The sequence below is a fragment of the Streptosporangium longisporum genome (genome assembly GCF_039534895.1).
Lineage (GTDB): Bacteria > Actinomycetota > Actinomycetes > Streptosporangiales > Streptosporangiaceae > Streptosporangium > Streptosporangium longisporum.
In genome coordinates this window covers 165,031-181,509 of the sequence record NZ_BAAAWD010000013.1, presented here as the reverse complement: position 1 = coordinate 181,509, position 16,479 = coordinate 165,031, and the positions used below count along the sequence as shown (strand labels likewise).

At 70.5% G+C, this 16,479-nt stretch carries 12 protein-coding genes; 7 read left to right on the top strand and 5 right to left on the bottom strand.

The window, feature by feature from the left end:
- Positions 1-2: 2 nt before the first annotated feature.
- Complete coding sequence (locus ABD832_RS23010; protein WP_344898774.1) at positions 3-1,520, bottom strand: FAD-binding monooxygenase; 1,518 nt, start codon at positions 1,518-1,520, stop codon at positions 3-5.
- Positions 1,521-1,847: 327 nt separating this feature from the next.
- Positions 1,848-2,882 (bottom strand): hypothetical protein, encoded by a 1,035-nt coding sequence (locus tag ABD832_RS23005; protein ID WP_344898772.1) that lies wholly within the window; start codon positions 2,880-2,882, stop codon positions 1,848-1,850.
- 363 nt (positions 2,883-3,245) lie between these two features.
- On the opposite strand from ABD832_RS23005, the gene ABD832_RS23000 reads away from it, so the two are divergent.
- Complete coding sequence (locus tag ABD832_RS23000) at positions 3,246-3,422, top strand: hypothetical protein (protein WP_344898770.1); 177 nt, start codon at positions 3,246-3,248, stop codon at positions 3,420-3,422.
- Between the two features lie 731 nt (positions 3,423-4,153).
- Here the strand turns inward: ABD832_RS23000 and ABD832_RS22995 are convergent.
- Positions 4,154-6,391, bottom strand: a complete 2,238-nt coding sequence (locus ABD832_RS22995) for a glycoside hydrolase family 9 protein (RefSeq protein WP_344898934.1) — start codon at positions 6,389-6,391, stop codon at positions 4,154-4,156.
- A gap of 908 nt (positions 6,392-7,299) precedes the next feature.
- On the opposite strand from ABD832_RS22995, the gene ABD832_RS22990 reads away from it, so the two are divergent.
- Positions 7,300-8,724: an RICIN domain-containing protein gene (locus tag ABD832_RS22990; protein WP_344898768.1), complete on the top strand. Its 1,425-nt coding sequence runs from the start codon at positions 7,300-7,302 to the stop codon at positions 8,722-8,724.
- Positions 8,725-8,953: 229 nt separating this feature from the next.
- Here ABD832_RS22990 and ABD832_RS22985 read toward each other — a convergent pair whose 3' ends face one another.
- A complete protein-coding gene (locus ABD832_RS22985) occupies positions 8,954-9,379 on the bottom strand; it encodes a MarR family winged helix-turn-helix transcriptional regulator (protein ID WP_344898766.1) in 426 nt (141 codons plus the stop codon).
- 142 nt (positions 9,380-9,521) lie between these two features.
- Between ABD832_RS22985 and ABD832_RS22980 the strand changes: the two genes are divergently transcribed.
- From ABD832_RS22980 to ABD832_RS22970, 3 genes are all read left to right on the top strand, one after another.
- A complete protein-coding gene (locus ABD832_RS22980) occupies positions 9,522-10,604 on the top strand; it encodes an alkene reductase (protein WP_344898764.1) in 1,083 nt (360 codons plus the stop codon).
- A 315-nt stretch (positions 10,605-10,919) separates the two neighbouring features.
- Positions 10,920-11,567, top strand: a complete 648-nt coding sequence (locus ABD832_RS22975) for a Rossmann-fold NAD(P)-binding domain-containing protein (RefSeq protein ID WP_344898762.1) — start codon at positions 10,920-10,922, stop codon at positions 11,565-11,567.
- Between the two features lie 43 nt (positions 11,568-11,610).
- Positions 11,611-12,534: a zinc-binding dehydrogenase gene (locus ABD832_RS22970; RefSeq protein ID WP_344898760.1), complete on the top strand. Its 924-nt coding sequence runs from the start codon at positions 11,611-11,613 to the stop codon at positions 12,532-12,534.
- Positions 12,535-12,603: 69 nt separating this feature from the next.
- On the opposite strand, the gene ABD832_RS22965 is transcribed toward ABD832_RS22970, so the two are convergent.
- Positions 12,604-14,472 carry a serine hydrolase domain-containing protein gene (locus tag ABD832_RS22965; protein ID WP_344898758.1) on the bottom strand — a complete coding sequence of 623 codons (1,869 nt, stop codon included), beginning with the start codon at positions 14,470-14,472 and terminating at the stop codon, positions 12,604-12,606.
- A 167-nt stretch (positions 14,473-14,639) separates the two neighbouring features.
- Between ABD832_RS22965 and ABD832_RS22960 the strand changes: the two genes are divergently transcribed.
- On the top strand, positions 14,640-15,788 hold the full coding sequence (locus tag ABD832_RS22960; protein ID WP_344898756.1) for a sensor histidine kinase: 1,149 nt from the start codon (positions 14,640-14,642) through the stop codon (positions 15,786-15,788).
- On the top strand, positions 15,766-16,419 hold the full coding sequence (locus tag ABD832_RS22955; RefSeq protein ID WP_344898754.1) for a response regulator transcription factor: 654 nt from the start codon (positions 15,766-15,768) through the stop codon (positions 16,417-16,419). The genes ABD832_RS22960 and ABD832_RS22955 overlap by 23 nt, the downstream gene beginning before the upstream one ends.
- Positions 16,420-16,479: the final 60 nt, after the last annotated feature.

The window sequence follows — 16,479 nt, the reverse complement described above, 5'->3', positions numbered from 1 at the left end:
GGTCACCCGGCCGGGGAGTGCACGTCCCGGCCGCCGGTCCCGGCCTCGCGTGCCGTGGGGGAGGTCTTCGCCGGTGGGCGGGCCGACGCGCCGCGCAGGACCCGGAGCATGATTCTCGGCGCCAGGAGGCGGGTGGGGGCGTCGATCAGGTTGAGGACCCGCAGGAAGGCGGCGCCGAGCACGGGGTCGGAGGTGGCGGCGGCGTGCAGCCTGTGGACGTAGGCGTTGACGAAACGCACCTTCGGCGTGCGCCGCCCCTTCACCTGCGGGAAGCGCAGGTCGGTCCCCACCGAGATCGCCCAGGGGGCGTCGATGATCCTGGCAGCGTCGCGGAAGAAGCGTCGCGCCAGTCCCTCGCCCTTCCGGTCGTCCTTGCGGGTGAGCAGGTCGGCCAGCAGCAGCGCCTCCAGCGCGGCGACCGTCATGCCCTGGCCGTAGAGGGGGTTGAAGCTGCACAACGCGTCGCCCACCACGAGGTAGCCGTCGGGAAAGCTCCGCAGCCGCTCGTAGCGGCGCCGCGTGCTGGCCGGGAAGCGCATCTTCACCGGCGCGTCCAGCGGCACCGCCGACCGCACGACCTCGCCGACCTGCGGCGCGGCCAGGCTGGTGGCGTAGCGCGCCAGCCCCTCGTCGTCGGTGGGCGGCTCCTCGCCCAGCATGCCGGCCAGGACCACGGCGAAGCGGCCCTCCTCCTGGGCGGCCACGATCCCGGTGCGCGGCAGGGCCGGGACGGCGTTGGTCAGGACCCCCGACAGCCCGTCGAGGTGGTGGGCCTCGCGCCGGTAGTTGCGGGTGACGTAGGTGATGTCGACGCGTACCTGCTCCTCCGGTGCGCACTCGTATCCCAGCTCGCGCAACCAGACCGGTGTCCGTGAGCCCCGTCCGGCGGCGTCCACGACCAGGTCGGCGCCGATGACCGTCTCACCGCCCGATTCACCGTCCGGCTCGATGACCGAGTCGATGACCGGTGCTGTAACCCGCTCTGTGACCGGCTCTGTGACCGGCTCTGTGACCGGCTCTGTGGCCGGTGCGCCGGTCCCGGTGGTGCGGGGCCGGACCCGCACCCCGTCGACCCGCCGTGAGCCGGGCGCCACGGTGAGTCCGGACACCTCGTACCCGGACAGGATGCTCACCCCGGGCAGTGCCGCGACCCGGGTCCGGACCGCGTGCTCCAGCAGCGGCCGGCTGATCCCGAAGGCTCTCAGCTCCGACGGCGCCCGGCGCATCCGGTACCCGTCGTTGTACCAGTGGACCTGGTCGTGAAGATCGATCAGCGGAACCCCGAGGCGGGTCAGCTCCTGCGACAGGCCGGGCAGCAACTCCTCGAACGCCTCCCTGCCACGGGCCAGCAGGATGTGCAGCTGACGCCCCTGCGGCACACCGCGGCGGGCGGTGACCTCGTCCGGCAGCAGGTCACGATCGACGAGAACGACCTTCGCGTACCGTTCGGTCAGAGCCCGCGCGGCCAGCAGGCCGCCGATGCTCGCGCCGATCACGACAGCGGTGTCCGGGTGCGTCATGATCGGAGGGTACGCCGATACGGCGGTCACCGACATCGCCGTTCGTGCTCGACATCGGACCGTCTCCCTCCGAGGCGCGCGGCACGGGATCACGGATCTCACAGTCTCCGCGTGAGCCGTCCGGCCGCCTCCACCCGCCTCCACGGCCGGCGGTCGCCGACGCGTCCGGGATCCGGGCACGTCGTCGCGACGACGCCCGGCGCGCTCGGCGACGACACCGGAGCCGAGCCCGGACGGGGCGGGCGGCACCACCCCGCCGGACCCGGGTCCTGTGCCGCCACCGGTTCCTTCTGACGTCGGGATCCGGGAGGGAGCGGGGCCGGGAGCTCAGGAGAGGTCGAGGGTCTCGGCCATGATGCGGGCGACGAGGTCGTAGCCGTAGTCGGTGTAGTGCGCCCGGTCCACGAAGACCCAGTCCTTCTCGGTGACGGCCTCGGCGACGATCGGGTTGAGGTCGACGTAGCCGACACCGATCTTCTCGCAGCCGGCGCGCAGCTTCTCGGAGAAGGCGTGGGCGACCTCCTTCCTGGAGATGTCGCCGTACAGCGCTTCCCAGGTGCCCAGCTTGGAGATCTGGTCGATCTCGTCGAAGAGCAGCCGCTCCTGCGGGGCATGCCGGTCGCGCATCCACAGCGCCATCGGCTGGAGCACGTACATCAGCCGCGTCGTCGGACCGGCCAGCCGCTGCCAGCTGTCGAGGTGACGGAGCGTCAGGCCGGCCGCGGAGTCGATGACGGCGGAGATGTCCCGGCGCACGTCGTCGTGCGTGGAGATGGTACGGCGGCGTTCGGAGCGGCGACCGAGAATCCGGCCGGAACCCTTGCGGTTGCTCTCGCGAAGTTCCTCCATTTTCTCGAAGTACTCACCGCAGAACCAGAAAGCACCGTGGTCGCCCTGCTGCCATTCGGGGAGCCGTCCGACGGTCAGGTCGTTGAGCCCCGAGAAGACGACGATCTCGTCGATCTCGGGCAGCAGATGACGGTAGAGAGTGAAGAGCAACAGCTCCTGCGTCGAGTTGTAGCAGCGCCCGCCGAAATTGAGCCACGGAGCGGAGGGTGCGTGCTTGCGCCACAACTGGGAGGCGAGGGTGGTGGCGTCACTGGTGGCCCCGATCCCGAGCACGGTGGAGCTGCCGGAGATCAGGCGTACCGGACCGGCGGGCACGGTCCCGGCTGCCGAGGCGGTCTCTCCGTCCGGGCCGTGGGAGATGCGAAATCCCGCACGGTCGGTGTTGATGACGGAGGACCTGTAGTCGGCCCGGTGGAAGTACATGAGATAGGGCAGATAGCGGGTCTCGCCGCGGTCGTCGAACCGCGTGTACTCCTGCATCTGCGGGGTCAGTTCGTCACGGTGAAGTTTCACGTCGTGCGTGCTCCTTGGCCGGTCCGGAAGAAGAGAGAAAGTGGCGATCGGTACTGTCAAAGGCCGGGATCGACCGGTGTTCCGGCAACAGATCGGCGGGCACCGCGTAAAGGGAGAATCCATGTGCCGGATTCCCGTTCGGGCAGCGGTGCGCGAAATGCACTGCAGACGCTTTCACTCGGAGTTCTTGATGTCATCTCGCCCGGAACAACCATAGGTGTCGCCCTGTCGGCTGCGAACTACCCTTTTCTGGAATAATTCCGTCACTTCCAGGGGTATTCCCCGTCTGATATCAGGGGCAGGAATCGGTTATCCGATGCCACGCGGCATGGCACCGGCGCGGAGGCGAAGCGAATCGCGACAATGGACGCCATGATGGCCGGAACGCCCTCTGAGATCGGGGGAAGAAGTATGAAAGAAAAGTTCGGGCGGGCGATCGTCGGCATCTCCTCGATGCCGGTCGGCCGGGGGGCGATGCACGGCGAGAAGACGCGTGAACTGGGTGTGGGCCATGACGTCCTCTTCGGTGCGGCGACCTGACCGGTGGCCCGGAGGGCAACGAACCGGCGTCGCCACATGACCGATCCTCACGGTCAACGCTTGGCAGAAATGCCTGAATGCGACCACATTCCCCCCGTGCTTCGGCCAGCTTTTAGGAGTGAAGCTGAAGACATGAGGGGTGTCAACCCTATGGTCGGTGGGTGGGACAATCGTCCCAGGCTGTTTCCTTTTGGCCAGCAAGAAGTTCTCGGGGAGAACTTGTCAACATGGTGATATCGGGCCAAAAAATAGAGCTTTTAAGGCTTGTCGAAAATTGAAATCGGAGCGTAGATCACCGCTCGCAATTCTCCGCGCGCCCGGCCTCGGGCCGGAACGATCTCACTCGGCCATGTATTGGAGTCCCGTCCAGCGGGTGTGAGCGAAATCTCACGTTAATGGACGGGGCGGAATTCGACGCCGAGACACCTGATCCTGTAGCAGGACTATTACTGTGGGCTGTTTCAGCAGTTCGATTCCTCCGGTGCGGCCATTCGGTCCCGGCCGGAGTCGTACTGAACGGACCCTTGTCGGTCAGCCGATCGGGCCTGCGACACCGACCCCGAACAGGGCCGTGTTCCAGCCGAAGGGCGAGCACCCGGCGTCACGTCGCCGGGTGCTCGCCCTGTTGCCGGCCCGAGGATCGAGCCCGGGACGACCTCACGAGGTGGGGCCGCGCCGGTGCGGAGCGGACTCGGCTCCGTCGCGCACCGGCGCGTTTCCCGCTGTTCCGGTTACCGGGCGGTGCAGGTCACCGTGGCAGGGGTGGCGCCGGACCCGGCGCCGTTGAAGCCGAAGGAGGTGGTGCCGCCCGAGGACAGCGCGCCGTTCCAGGCCAGGTTGGTCACGGTGACGGCCGGGCCGTTCACGGTGTGCGAGCCGCTCCACAGCTGGCTGATGGTCTGGCCACCGGGGAAGGTCCACGCGACGGTCCAGCCGGTGAGCGCGGTGGTGCCGGTGTTCTTCACCTCGACGTTGGCCCCGAAGCCGCCGTTCCACTGGTTGGTGACGGTGTAGGTCGCGGCGCACGCCTTACCGTTCGGCGTCGGCGTCGGCGTCGGCGTGGGAGTCGGGGTCGGCGTCGGCGTGGGAGTCGGCGTGGGAGTCGGGGTGGGAGTGGGGGTGGGGGTCGGCGAAGGAGACGGGTCGGTGCCACCCGCCTTCTCCGCGGTCCAGGCGCCGACCCAGGCCAGCACCGCGTTCCAGTTGACGGCGACCTCGTTCACCGACCAGGCGTCGATGTCGTCCAGGTAGCACTTCTGCGGCCGGCAGCCGCTGAGGCGCTGCTGGGCGACCGGGTCCTCCAGGCCGCTGTTCGGGCCGCCGGCCAGGGCGCCGGGCGGTGCGATGGGCAGGGAGGAGTTGATCTGGTTGGCCCAGAAGCGGTGGTGGACGTTGCGGGAGGGCTTGTCGCCGTAGCCGGTGACGTAGGAGTAGCCCGTCGGGTTGCGGCCGAACTCGTACGCCATCGTCTCGAACACCCCGGTGCGGAACCGTTCGGCGCCGGTGAAGTCGTGAGCCAGGGCCAGCAGGACGGTGTTGTTGAGGATCAGGTTGTTGGACCCCCAGATGTAGCCGCCGGTCGGCTGGAAGGGCACCGGGTAGCCCTGGCCGCGCATCACGTTCAGCAGGCCGTCGGCGGCCGAGACGAAGGAGGCCCGCAGCTGCTGGCCGATGGAGGAGGTCAGGCCGTTGGGCACCAGGGCCAGGGTGATGTCGCCCAGGCTGCCGACCTCTCCCCACTGGGCGCCCTCGTTCGTGAAACTGCGCCCGTAGTACAGCGAGGAGGAGGTCAGGTCGGTGCGGTAGGCCTGCTTGCCGGTGGTGGCGAACAGCTCGGCGGCGGCCCAGTAGAACTCGTCGGTCACCTTGCCGTCGGCGTAGGAGCCGCCGCCGGTGCCGTCGGAGGCCGGGGCGAACCGCGAGGGGTTGGCCTTGGCCGCGGTGTAGGCCTTCTCGGCCGCGGTCAGGCAACGGGCGGAGAACGCGGAGTCGATGGACGCCCACACCCGGGCGCACTGGGCGGCCGCGGCGGCCAGGTTCAGGGTGGCGGCGGTGCTGGGTGGCGACAGCACCCGGGCCTGGGGGTCCTGGGCGGGCAGCAGCGGCAGCCCGGTCCATTCGGCGTCGTGGATCTTGTGGTGGGCCATGCCGGCCAGCGGGCGGCCGTCGGGGACCTGCATCTTCAGCAGGAAGTCGATCTCCCAGCGGGCCTCGTCCAGGATGTCGGGCACGCCGTTGGCGCGCTCGGGGATGGACATGGTGCCGTCGGCGAAGGCGCCGGTGTCGGCGCCGGGGACGTTCCTGGCCCGCTCGTAGGCGTTGACCAGCTGCCAGACGGACATGCCGCCGTTGACCACGTACTTGCCGTGGTCGCCGGCGTCGTACCAGCCGCCGCGCACGTCCAGCCGGTAGCCGCAGTCGCTGCGGCACGGCACGTTGTTGTCGCCCTGGTTGGGGGAGACGTTCAGGTGGCCGGCGGCCCGGGCGTACTGGCTGCCGCCGGCGTACTGGGCGGTGATCGCGATGCCGCTGCGCTGGTGGTAGAAGAACGCCAGCGCGTCGTAGGGCAGTTTCTTCCAGGCGGCGGTGCCGATGTCGAACGGGTGGCTGGACTCGTTGTTCACGGTGAGCACGTAGTTGGTGCCGGTCCCGGTGTAGGACGAGAAGTCGATCTTGTGGACGGAGTCGCCGGAACGGGAGTCGGCGCCGAAGACGGTCGTGGTGCCGCCTGCCACCACCTGGTCGGAACCGTCCAGCAGGCTCCAGGCCAGCGGCGATCCGGAGTTGCTGATCACGGTCGCCTGCTTGGCCGCGCCGGGCACGTAGGCGACCTGGTTGACCTTGATGTTCTGGCCGAGCGCCGGTCGTACGACGGCGTGGGCGGTTCCTGCGGCGGTGACCGCGGTGATCGACGCCGCGGCCAGGGCGGCGGCCAGAGCCACCGCCGATAGCCGCATCCGGCCTGACATGTTCACGCGGAGTCCTCTCGACCTGTGCTGTGCGGGCTTCACATCTTGGAAGCGCGGGCCGGGTGAGAGATAGCCACCGCCATCGGGGAAAGTGTTTCGCGCAGCTCACGGGGCTGCCCCCGCCGAATGCTTCTGTAACTTTCACGAAAGTTTCCGCCCGGTCCGCGAAATCCCGGCGCGACCGCTTCCCCGCGGCCCGGCACGCGTGCCCCCGCGTCCCCGTGGCTCAGAGATGCGTGCCCCGCTTCCCCGTGGCCCGGCATGCGTGCCTCCGCGTCCCCGGCCGGGGGGGTCGCGCTGACCCGGGGCATGGGCGAGGTCGCCCCGGGCCTGCGGCACGGCCCTCGGGCTCACCGGGATGCCTCGAAGACCCGGGCCGCCGACCGCCGGGCGTCGCGGAGGGCTGAACAGGCGATACGACCCTCCGCGGTCGGAGACGGTCCGCACATCATCGCCGCCGCCTTGGGATGTTGACTGCGCGGAGACGAATTTCTTGTAGGGGGATGTTGACATCCCGCCCGCGAACCCTAAACACTTTGCGGAAATGCAGCAGAAACACGAATGTGACCTGATCGCCGACCCCTGACCGGGAACCGATGCCCCCATTGCCGAGCTAGCGGGAAAAGATGTGCGCGGAGATGTTAACGTTAACAATTTTTCGCGCGCCGATGCGTCTCGGTTCTTCTCCGGTGCCGACCACGCCCTCCACCCGGCGGTGAGCTCCGACGGTCCCGACCGGACGCCCCTGAACCAGAACGACCCGGCCGTCACACCGGCCGGGGGTTCGACCCGGGAATTCAGATCTAGTGATTGGACACTTCATGGCACTGATCATGGCGTCTGATGGTCACTCATCAGGATCGTCACGGAGCATCCGGACGCCGCGCCGGTCGCTCATCGCCCTTGTGGTGACCGCGCTCGTCGCGGTGACGAGCCTCGTCGTCTCCGCGACACCGGCCGACGCCGACACCAGGCAATTCCGAGGCATGAACTGGGCGGTGCTGGGTGACAACTTCAGCACCGGCACGCTCGTCGTGCAGGGCTTGAGCCAGTCCGACAGCAACGCGACGGTTCGGGCCAAGGCCAACTCGCTCTACGACAACATGGAATACCTGATGGGGGTCAACACCGTCCGGTTGCCCATCAACACGCACACCGTGGCCAACACGACCTGGTGGAACGCCTACCGCGGCGCCATCGACGCCGCCACCGAGCGCGGATTCAAGGTCATCCTGGCCTACTGGGAGGACGGCGCCGCCTCCGGCGGCAGGATCACGAACCTCGCCGCGTGGAACACCATGTGGTCCAGCGTGACCAACACCTACGGTTCGAACAGCCACGTCTACTTCGAGCCGATGAACGAGCCGCACGGCTACTCGTCGGCGGAGTGGCGCAACGTCGCGGCGAACTGGCTCGGCTATCACACCTCGGCGGTGCCCGGCCGGGTGCTCATCGGCGGCACAGGCTTCAGCCAGGACCTGCGGGACATCTGCAACGACAGCCGCTTCAACGCGACGCTGCTGTCCTTCCACTACTACGCCTTCTTCTACGGCGCCATGACCTACGACGCCTTCCGGAGCCACATCCAGACGCGTCTGGGCAACTGCGCCTCCCGCGCGATCGCGACCGAGTACGGCGCGCCGATGTCCACCGGCCTCAACTACGGCGACCCGAACAGCACCGACAACTTCGTGCGCTACCTTCGCGCCGTGGCCCAGGTCATGCGGGACAACCAGATGGGCGGCACCTACTGGCCCGCCGTCGGTGGCAAGACGGGCACCATCGGCTACGACTGGTACTCGATGTTCTCCCTGGGTGGCAGCGGCACCAATCTCACCCTGACCACCCGCAACGGCCACGGCTCCAACCGGGTCCGGTACGGCTGGGGCGACGCCGTGAACGACTCCCCTCCTCCGCAGGCGTACAGGATCAACGCGCGCCACAGCGGCAAGGCCATGGACGTCCAGCAGCCGAACACCGCCAACGGCGCGCGCGTCGGCCAGTACACCTACGGCGGTAACGCGTGGCAGCAGTGGCAGTTCGTGGACATCGGCGATGGCTACTTGCGCATCATCAACCGCCACAGCGGAAAGTGTCTCGACGTGGTGAGCGGCTCGACCGCCGACGGTGCCGAGCTCGTCCAGTACACCTGTGGCATCGGCACCAACCAGCAGTTCCAGATGGTCGCCAACGGCGGCTACTTCCAGCTCCGGGCACGACACAGCGGCAAATGCGTGGACGTGCCGTCCGCGTCGACCGCGGACGGAGTGATCCTCAAGCAGTATCCGTGCAACACCGGTACCAACCAGCAGTGGTCGCGCACCGCCGTCTGACGATCGTCCCGACGTGACCGCGGGCCCGCGGGCCCGCGGCACGGTTCTCACGCCTGCGGTGGGACCGTACGAGCAGAGAAGACACCGGCGACGACCACCGCGATCCGGGCATCCGGGGCGACCGGCCCGGAGGGACCCGCGGTGACGCGGGACGAGGAGACCTCGTCCCGCGAGCCGGTGGCCGGACCGGACGGCCGGGCCCGGTTCCGCGGGCCCGGCCGTCACCGTGTCAGCCTCGCATCGCCTTGCGCAGCAGCGCCGTCAACTGCTCGCGTTCCGCGGCCGTGAGGTTCGCCGCTGCCGCCCTCGGGAACGCGAAGGTCTCCTCGAACGCGCCGTAGAGGTCGTCGCCGTCCGGCGTGCGCACGATCTGCCGGGAGCGCCTGTCGTCCGGGTTGGGCTCGCGGCGGACCAGCTCGCGTGCCTCGAGGCGGACGACGATCTGGGTGATGTTGGAGGCGTCGCAGCGCAGTTCCTCGGCGAGCTCCCCCATGCTGCGGCGGGTCTCGACGCGTCCGAGCACGCAGGCGTGGGCGGTGCTGAGCCCGTGCTCGTTCGCCGCGGCCTCCCATGCCTGGTTGTAGGCGTCGACGAACTCGAACATCGCCTGTTCGACGTCGGTCGCGGCGCTCGCGGGCACAGAGGGCACTGCCATGGAGCGATTGTAGTCCAGGAATTTGAGTCACTCAAGAATCCGAGATTGCTTGATTGACTCAAGGACTCGTGCCAGGATATCCATGAGCCGATCAAGTAATTCGCGGTCGGCCGCGTCCGTCGTTCCTCAGCGAGGAGAAGTCATGAGCACTCTGTTCGACCCGGTGACCGTGGGCAGCCTGCAGCTGCCGTCCCGCCTGGTGATGGCCCCGATGACACGGAACAGGGCGACCCCGGAGGGCGTCCCCGCCCCGATGACCGCCGAGTACTACGCCCAGCGGGCCGGGGCCGGCCTGGTCGTCTCCGAGAGCATCCAGCCGAGCGTGCTGGGCCAGGGCTACATCCTGACCCCCGGCCTGCACGATGCCGGACAGGTGGCGGCCTGGCGCACGGTCACCGAGGCCGTGCACGCGAAGGGCGGCCGCATCGTGGCGCAGCTCACCCACTGCGGCCGGATCGGGCACCCGTCGCTGTACCCGGACGGCGAGCTGCCCATCGCGCCGTCCCCGGTGGCCTCCGGTGAGCAGATGATCGGCTTCGAAGGACCGGTGGACCACCCGACGCCGCGGGAGATGACGACTGCGGACATCGCAGGCACCGTCGAGGAGTTCGCCCAGGCCGCCCGCAACGCCCTGGAGGCCGGCTTCGACGGGGTGGAGGTGCACGGCGGGAACGGCTTCCTGGTGCACCAGTTCCTCGCCGACAACACCAACCTGCGCACCGACGAGTACGGCGGCTCCGTCGCCGGCCGCATCCGTTTCGCCGTCGAGGTCGTACGCGCGGTCGCCGAGGTGGCCGGAGCCGACCGCGTCGGCATCCGGGTCTCACCGGGCAGCCCGTACAACAACATGGTCGAGGCGGACCCGGTTCCGGTCTACACCGCGCTGCTCGACGAGCTCGCGGCGCTCGGCATCGCCTACCTCCACGTCGTCGAGATGGGCACGCGCGACCTGACCAAGCAGCTTCGGGCCGCGTGGCCGGGCACGCTCATCCTCAACCCGCACGAGACCATGGAGGTCTTCCCGGCCACCGTCGACGCGGCGCGGCAGGCGATGGAGGCCGGTATCGCGGACGCGGTCTCCCTGGGCGTCCTGTGGCTGGCCAACCCCGACCTCGATGCGCGCATCAAGGCCGGCGGCCCGTTCAACACCCCGGACCAGGCGACGTTCTACGGCGGCGACCACACCGGTTACACCGACTATCCGTCGCTGGCGAACGCCACGTAGGCCGAAGGACCGTTGAACATGACCAGAACCGTCCTTGTCACCGGAGCGCGCGGGAAGACCGGCCGCGAAGTGGTGGCGCAACTCGCCGAACGCGGCGACACCGTGGTCCGCGGCGGGTCCTCGCAAAGCCCGCAAAGCCCGCGGAGCTCGCAAAGCCCGCGGAGCTCGCAAAGCCCGCGGAGCTCGCAAAGCCCGCGGAGCTCGCAAAGCCCGCGGAGCTCGCAAAGCCCGCGGAGCCCGCGGAGCCCGCGGGAGCCGACGACGATCCCCTTCGACTGGCGGGACCGGTCGACCTGGCCGGAGGCGGTGGACGGGGTGGACGCGATCTACCTCGCACGCCCGGACGTCCAGGACTCCGCCGAGCTCGTCACGCGGCTCATCGCCGCCGCGCCGCGCGCGCACATCGTCCTCGTCTCCGAGCAGGGCGCGGAGCGGGTCGCGGCCGGCGGGTGGGTGCGGCAGGTCGAGGACGCCGTCACCGGCAACGCGAGCCGCTGGACGATCCTCCGCCCGTCGTGGTTCCAGCAGGTGCTGACCGACCCGCGCTACTTCCTCGACGCGATCCGTCGCGAGCGGGTGATCAGCCTGCCCACCGGCGGCTCGCCGATCGCCTGGGTCGACACCCGCGACATCGCCGCCGTCGCCGTGCAGGCGATCGCGGACCCCGTCACCCACCACGCCGAGGCCTACACCGTGACCGGCCCGGAGGCGGTCACCACCACCCACATCGCGGCGAACATCTCGGCCGTGATCGGCGCCGAGGTCACGGCCTCGGTCCCGCCGCTGTCGGCGGCCGTCGCCGGAGCCGACCCGTGGCTCGCCGACGTCGTGAGCGACATGTTCGGCCGGGTGCACGACGGGACGTTCGCCACGGTCGGCGACACCGTCGAGAAGGTCACGGGACGCTCGCCGCGCACGATCGAGAAGTTCATCGCCGAGCACGCCGACCTGTGGCGCGGCTGAGATGGGCCCGGAGGGCCCGGCGCACACGCAGATCGGACAGCGGATGAGAGCACTCGTTCACCACCGGGCCGGCAGGCACATGCTGCGCATGGACGACGTGCCGGTCCCGGAGCCCGGCCCGTCACAGGCGCTCGTCCAGGTCGTCGCGTTCTCCTTCAACTTCGGGGAGGTCGCCTTCCGGACGCCGGAACTTCCGGACGGCACGATCCCCGGATGGGACGCGGCGGGCGTCGTGGTCACTCCGGCCGCCGACGGCTCAGGCCCGGTGAGCGGAGCACGCGTGGTCACCTTCGGCTGGGCAGGCGCGTGGGCGGAGTTCCGCGCGGTCGACACCGATGAGCTCGCGGTCGTTCCGGACGGGGTGGACCTCGGATCCACGGCGGCGCTGCCGGTCGCCGGTGTCACCGCGCTGCAGGCCGTCCGGCGGCTCGGCCCCATCCTGGGCGGCCGCGTGCTGGTCACCGGGGCGTCCGGCGGCGTCGGCAGGTACGCCGTGCAGCTCGCGCACCTGGCCGGGGCGGAGGTCGTCGCGTCCGTCGGTTCGCCCGAACGCGGCGAGGGCCTGCTCGCCCTCGGCGCGACGGAGGTCGTCGTCGGCCCGCACACCATGAGGGGACGGGTCGACGGCGTGGTGGACAACGTCGGCGGCCGGCAGCTGGCGGAGGCGTACCAGCGGCTCTCGTCCGGCGGTGTCGTCGTGGCGGTGGGCATGGCGTCCAAGGAGCCGACCACGATCGACTTCGAGCAGGCCCGGATCGCCCACGATCGCGGGCGCATCGAGACGTTCAACATCTCCGTACCGCTCGGCGGCGACCTGCGGTACCTCGTCCGCCTCGCCGAGCAGGGCCGGTTGGAGATCCCCGTCGGCCTGCGGGCCGGCTGGCAGTCCTACGAGGAAGCCGCCGACCGGCTGCTGAGCCGGCAGGTCCCCGGGAAGGCCGTCCTCGACGTCCGGGAAAGCGACTGAAGGGAGCGAACCGACTCCGTACGCGGGCCGACCGCCGTCCGCTGACCCCCGACGGGCGGCGGGCGGTGGTCAGCCGAACCGCCAGCCGAGCAGGTTCCAGTACAGGCAGAACCAGACGAGGGCCGACATCCCGGCCAGCAGGGTCACCTGGTGAGCGCGGGCCAGGACGCCGACGGGCCGGTGCCTCCAGGCGATCACGGTGGTCGCGATCGCGGCGACGGTGAGGGCGAGGAACAGCGGGGGGAGAAGCAACAGGATGCGCAGGCTCACCGGTACGCCGTACAGGATGCTCGTTTCGCCGGTCAGCATCAGCGCGAACACCACGACGAACACCAGCCCGGTGATGCCGGCCAGACCGGCGAGGAGGCGGGCGGCGCGCCAGGCGCGAGGCGCTGCGGCGGGACGTCCCCGCAGGCGCCGGAGCGCGGCGGCCGACGGCAGGCCGAGCACGGCCGTCAGGGCCGTGACGGCGAACACCAGGACGACGACGAGGTTGGCCGGAGGGGTCTCCCACCAGGGGATGAGTTCGTAGGCGGGCCCGTCGGTGGCCGCGTAGGTGACGCCGGCGTCGTTCGTGACGAACGCCAGCCGCTGGGAACCGCCGTCCTGCTGATAGAGCCCCGGCGCCAGCGGGCTCCACGTCATGCCCTTGAAGGCGAGTCTCCCGCCGTCGGTGATCCGCAGCCGGGAGGAGCCGGTGAGGGTGAGCACCTTCTCGATGGTCGACTCGACGGTACGGGCCGGCCTGTAGAAGCCCGCCACCGGCGCGGCCGTCCTGCCGGGTGGGGCGGAGGGCGCGGCGCGGTCGCCGGGGAGGAACCGGTCGAAGAAGGCGGGTACGAGCTCGGAGACGGCGTCGACGCCGCCCGTGCCGTTGGTGGAGACGAACAGGCCGATGCCGGCGCCGGGCACCAGCAGCAGTGCGCTCTGGAAGCCCTCCCAGCTGCCGTCGTGCATGATCACGCGATGCCCGTTGACGGTCTGCTCCTTGAACCCGTGGGCGTACCCGTCGATGCGGGGGTCGGCGGCGAAGGAGCGCCGGTGCATGAGACGGGTGGTGGGCTCGTCGAGGACGGGCGGCCCGTTCTCCAGATGGGCGATCATGAAGCGGGCCATGTCGTCCGCGGTGGCGCTGATCGATCCGTCGGGCGGGAGGGTGTCGAAGACGAAGGGCTTGCGCCGGTACGTCCCGTCCTCGTGGTCGTAGCTGCGTGCCTGGCCCGCGGCCAGGTGGGCGGGGACCGGCTCGGAGGCCGTGCTGTGCCGCATGCCGAGCGGGTCCAGGATGTGGTCCTGGACGTACCGGTCGTAGGGCTTACCGCTCACCTGCGACACGATGTGCCCGGCCAGCGCCGCGCCGTGGTTCGAGTAGGCCGACACCTCTCCGGGCGGGCGGATCCGCGCCGGCATGCGCTCGGCGAGATACCTGTCCAGAGGCGGCACGTCGGCCTTGGTCCGCGCGCCCACGCCGATGGCGCTGTCCTCGAACCCGGCGGTGTGGTCCATCAGCTGCGCCAGCGTGATCGGCCGGGGGTACGTCGCGGGGACGCGGAACGATGTGAGGTAGCGGTTCACGTCCGCGTGCAGGTCGAGCCTGCCCCGCTGCACCTGCTGCATCACCGCGGTCCAGGTGAACAGCTTGGTGATCGAGGCGATCCGCACCAGCGAGGTGCCGGGGTCGAAGGGCGTCCCGTTCTCGCGGTCGGCCAGGCCGTACCCCTTGCTGAAGAGGGTCTTCCCGGCGCCCACCACCGAGACCACCGCGCCCGGCACGTGGTGGGCCTCCAGTGCCGCCGGCACGGCGGTGTCGAAGAAGCCCGCCAGCCGGCGGGTGTCCGGGACGTGCGCCGAGGCCGCCGCGGCGGGCGGGCGGACGGCCGGCAGCGACAGCGACAGCGCGACGATGAGCAGCAGGCGTGGAAGGGTGAGTGTCCGCACGGCGTGACTCCTGACGTGGTCGGGGTCATCAACGGTGCCGCCGGCGGGGGCGGGGCCGCATCGCCGTCGCGGCCATGGTCGTATCACACTGAAGTCGGAGATTTCCGGGTGGACGGCATCGACGTTCGTCGGAGGTGACGCGCCGCCGTCCTGGTTACGCTGGGCCGATGGTGACGTACCGGGACACGTTGCGGCGGGTCGTCACGCCCGGCCCGCACGCGATCAGCGTGGCCTCCGTGGCGTTCTGCCTGGTGCTGGCCGTCGTGGCGGTCAAGGTGCCGTGGGCGCCGCTGCCGCGCGTGGTCATCGCGGCCGCCGGGCTGGCCGCCACGGGTGCGCTGTGGTTCCGCGACCGGTGGCCGGTCGCGGTCACCGCCGTCGGGGCGGGCGCGTACGCGCTGTCGGGCAACCCCGGGCCGCTGCTGATCGGCCTGTTCCGCGGCGCGGGGGTGCGGCCGGGCCCGCGGTTCGCGGCGCTGGCGGCGATCGGCGTGGCGGGATTCCTGGCGCAGCAGTGGGTCGACGACGGCGGGTTCGGCACGGACACGCTGCTCTCCGCGACGGCCGCCACCGCGGCCGTGCTGGTGGCCGGCGGGTACACCGCCACCCGCCGCGAGCTCACCAGGTCACTGCGGGAACGCGCGGAGCGCGCCGAGACCGAACGGCACCTGCGCGACGAACAGGCGAAGGCCGCCGAACGCGGCCGGATCGCGCGGGAGATGCACGACGTGCTCGCGCACAAGGTCACCCTGATCTCGCTGCACGCCGGCGGGCTGGAGGTCAACCCCGGCGCGGAACCGGCACGCGTCGAGCGGGAGGCGGCGCTGATCCGGGTCACCGCGCAGGAGGCCCTCGAAGAGCTGCGGACGATCGTGGGCGTGCTGCGGGCCGGACATGACGACGCCTTTCCCGACCTGCGGCGCCTGGTGGAGTCCTGGACGTCGGCCGGTGACGCCGTCACGCTGCACGGCGACCTCGGCGCGGTGCCGGTGGCGACCGCCCGGGCCGCCTACCGGCTCGTGCAGGAAGGGCTGACCAACGCGCACAGGCACGCCGCCGGAGCGCCGGTCACCGTCCGCGTGACCGGGAGCCCGCAGGACGGCGTCACGATCACGGTCGTCAACGAGCGGTCGCCCCGGCCCGCCACGGGCCCTTCCGGCGCCCGGGCCGGTCTCGTGGGCCTGGCGGAACGTTTCCGGTTGATCGGCGGAACGGTGCGCGGCGCGCCCGGCGATGCGGGAGGCTGGCGTCTCGAGGGGTGGTTGCCGTGGGACGCGTCCGCGAGGGGCACACATGATCAGGACGCTGCTGGTTGACGACGAGCTGCTGATCCGCGCCGGGCTGCGGTTCATCCTCGAATCCGCGCCCGACGTGGAGGTCGTGGGGGAGGCCGCGGACGGGGGCGAGGCGGTCGACGCCGTGCACCGCCTGGGGCCGGACGTCGTCCTGATGGACATCAGGATGCCGCGGACCGACGGCCTGGCCGCCACCGAGGCCGTCCGCCGGCTTCCCCGGGCGCCCGCGGTCGTGATCCTCACCACGTTCGACAGCGACGAGCACGTCTTCACCGCCCTGGAGGCCGGGGCCTGTGGGTTCCTCCTCAAGGACACCTCGCCGCACGACCTGATCCGTGCCGTACGCCTCGCGCACAGCGGTGACGCGATACTGTCCCCGCAGGTGACCCGGCGGCTGATCCACCGGGTCGTCACCGACGTGCCCGTCCGGCGTCGCCGTGACGCGCTCGCCCGGCTGGAGACCCTCACCGGCCGCGAGCGGGAGGTGCTCGTCGAGGTCGGGCTCGGCCGCTCCAACACCGAGATCGCGGCCGGCCTGCACATGAGCGAGGCGACGGTCAAAAGCCACATGTCCCACCTGTTCGACAAGCTCGCCGTGACCAACCGGGTACAGGTGGCCATCGCCGCCCACCGCGCCGGCCTGGTGGACTGAACGTCTCCGTACGCCGGGGCTCGTCTGTCGCCGGGAAGCCGCGGTGAGGGGGTTGACCCT

Coding starts and splice junctions, on each gene's coding strand:
- ABD832_RS22960 (WP_344898756.1), top strand. CDS start 14,640: ATGGTGACGTACCGGGACACGTTGCGGCGGGTCGTCACGCCCGGCCCG.
- ABD832_RS22985 (WP_344898766.1), bottom strand. CDS start 9,379: ATGGCAGTGCCCTCTGTGCCCGCGAGCGCCGCGACCGACGTCGAACAG.
- ABD832_RS22955 (WP_344898754.1), top strand. CDS start 15,766: ATGATCAGGACGCTGCTGGTTGACGACGAGCTGCTGATCCGCGCCGGG.
- ABD832_RS22970 (WP_344898760.1), top strand. CDS start 11,611: ATGAGAGCACTCGTTCACCACCGGGCCGGCAGGCACATGCTGCGCATG.
- ABD832_RS22995 (WP_344898934.1), bottom strand. CDS start 6,391: ATGTCAGGCCGGATGCGGCTATCGGCGGTGGCTCTGGCCGCCGCCCTG.
- ABD832_RS22980 (WP_344898764.1), top strand. CDS start 9,522: ATGAGCACTCTGTTCGACCCGGTGACCGTGGGCAGCCTGCAGCTGCCG.
- ABD832_RS23000 (WP_344898770.1), top strand. CDS start 3,246: ATGGACGCCATGATGGCCGGAACGCCCTCTGAGATCGGGGGAAGAAGT.
- ABD832_RS23010 (WP_344898774.1), bottom strand. CDS start 1,520: ATGACGCACCCGGACACCGCTGTCGTGATCGGCGCGAGCATCGGCGGC.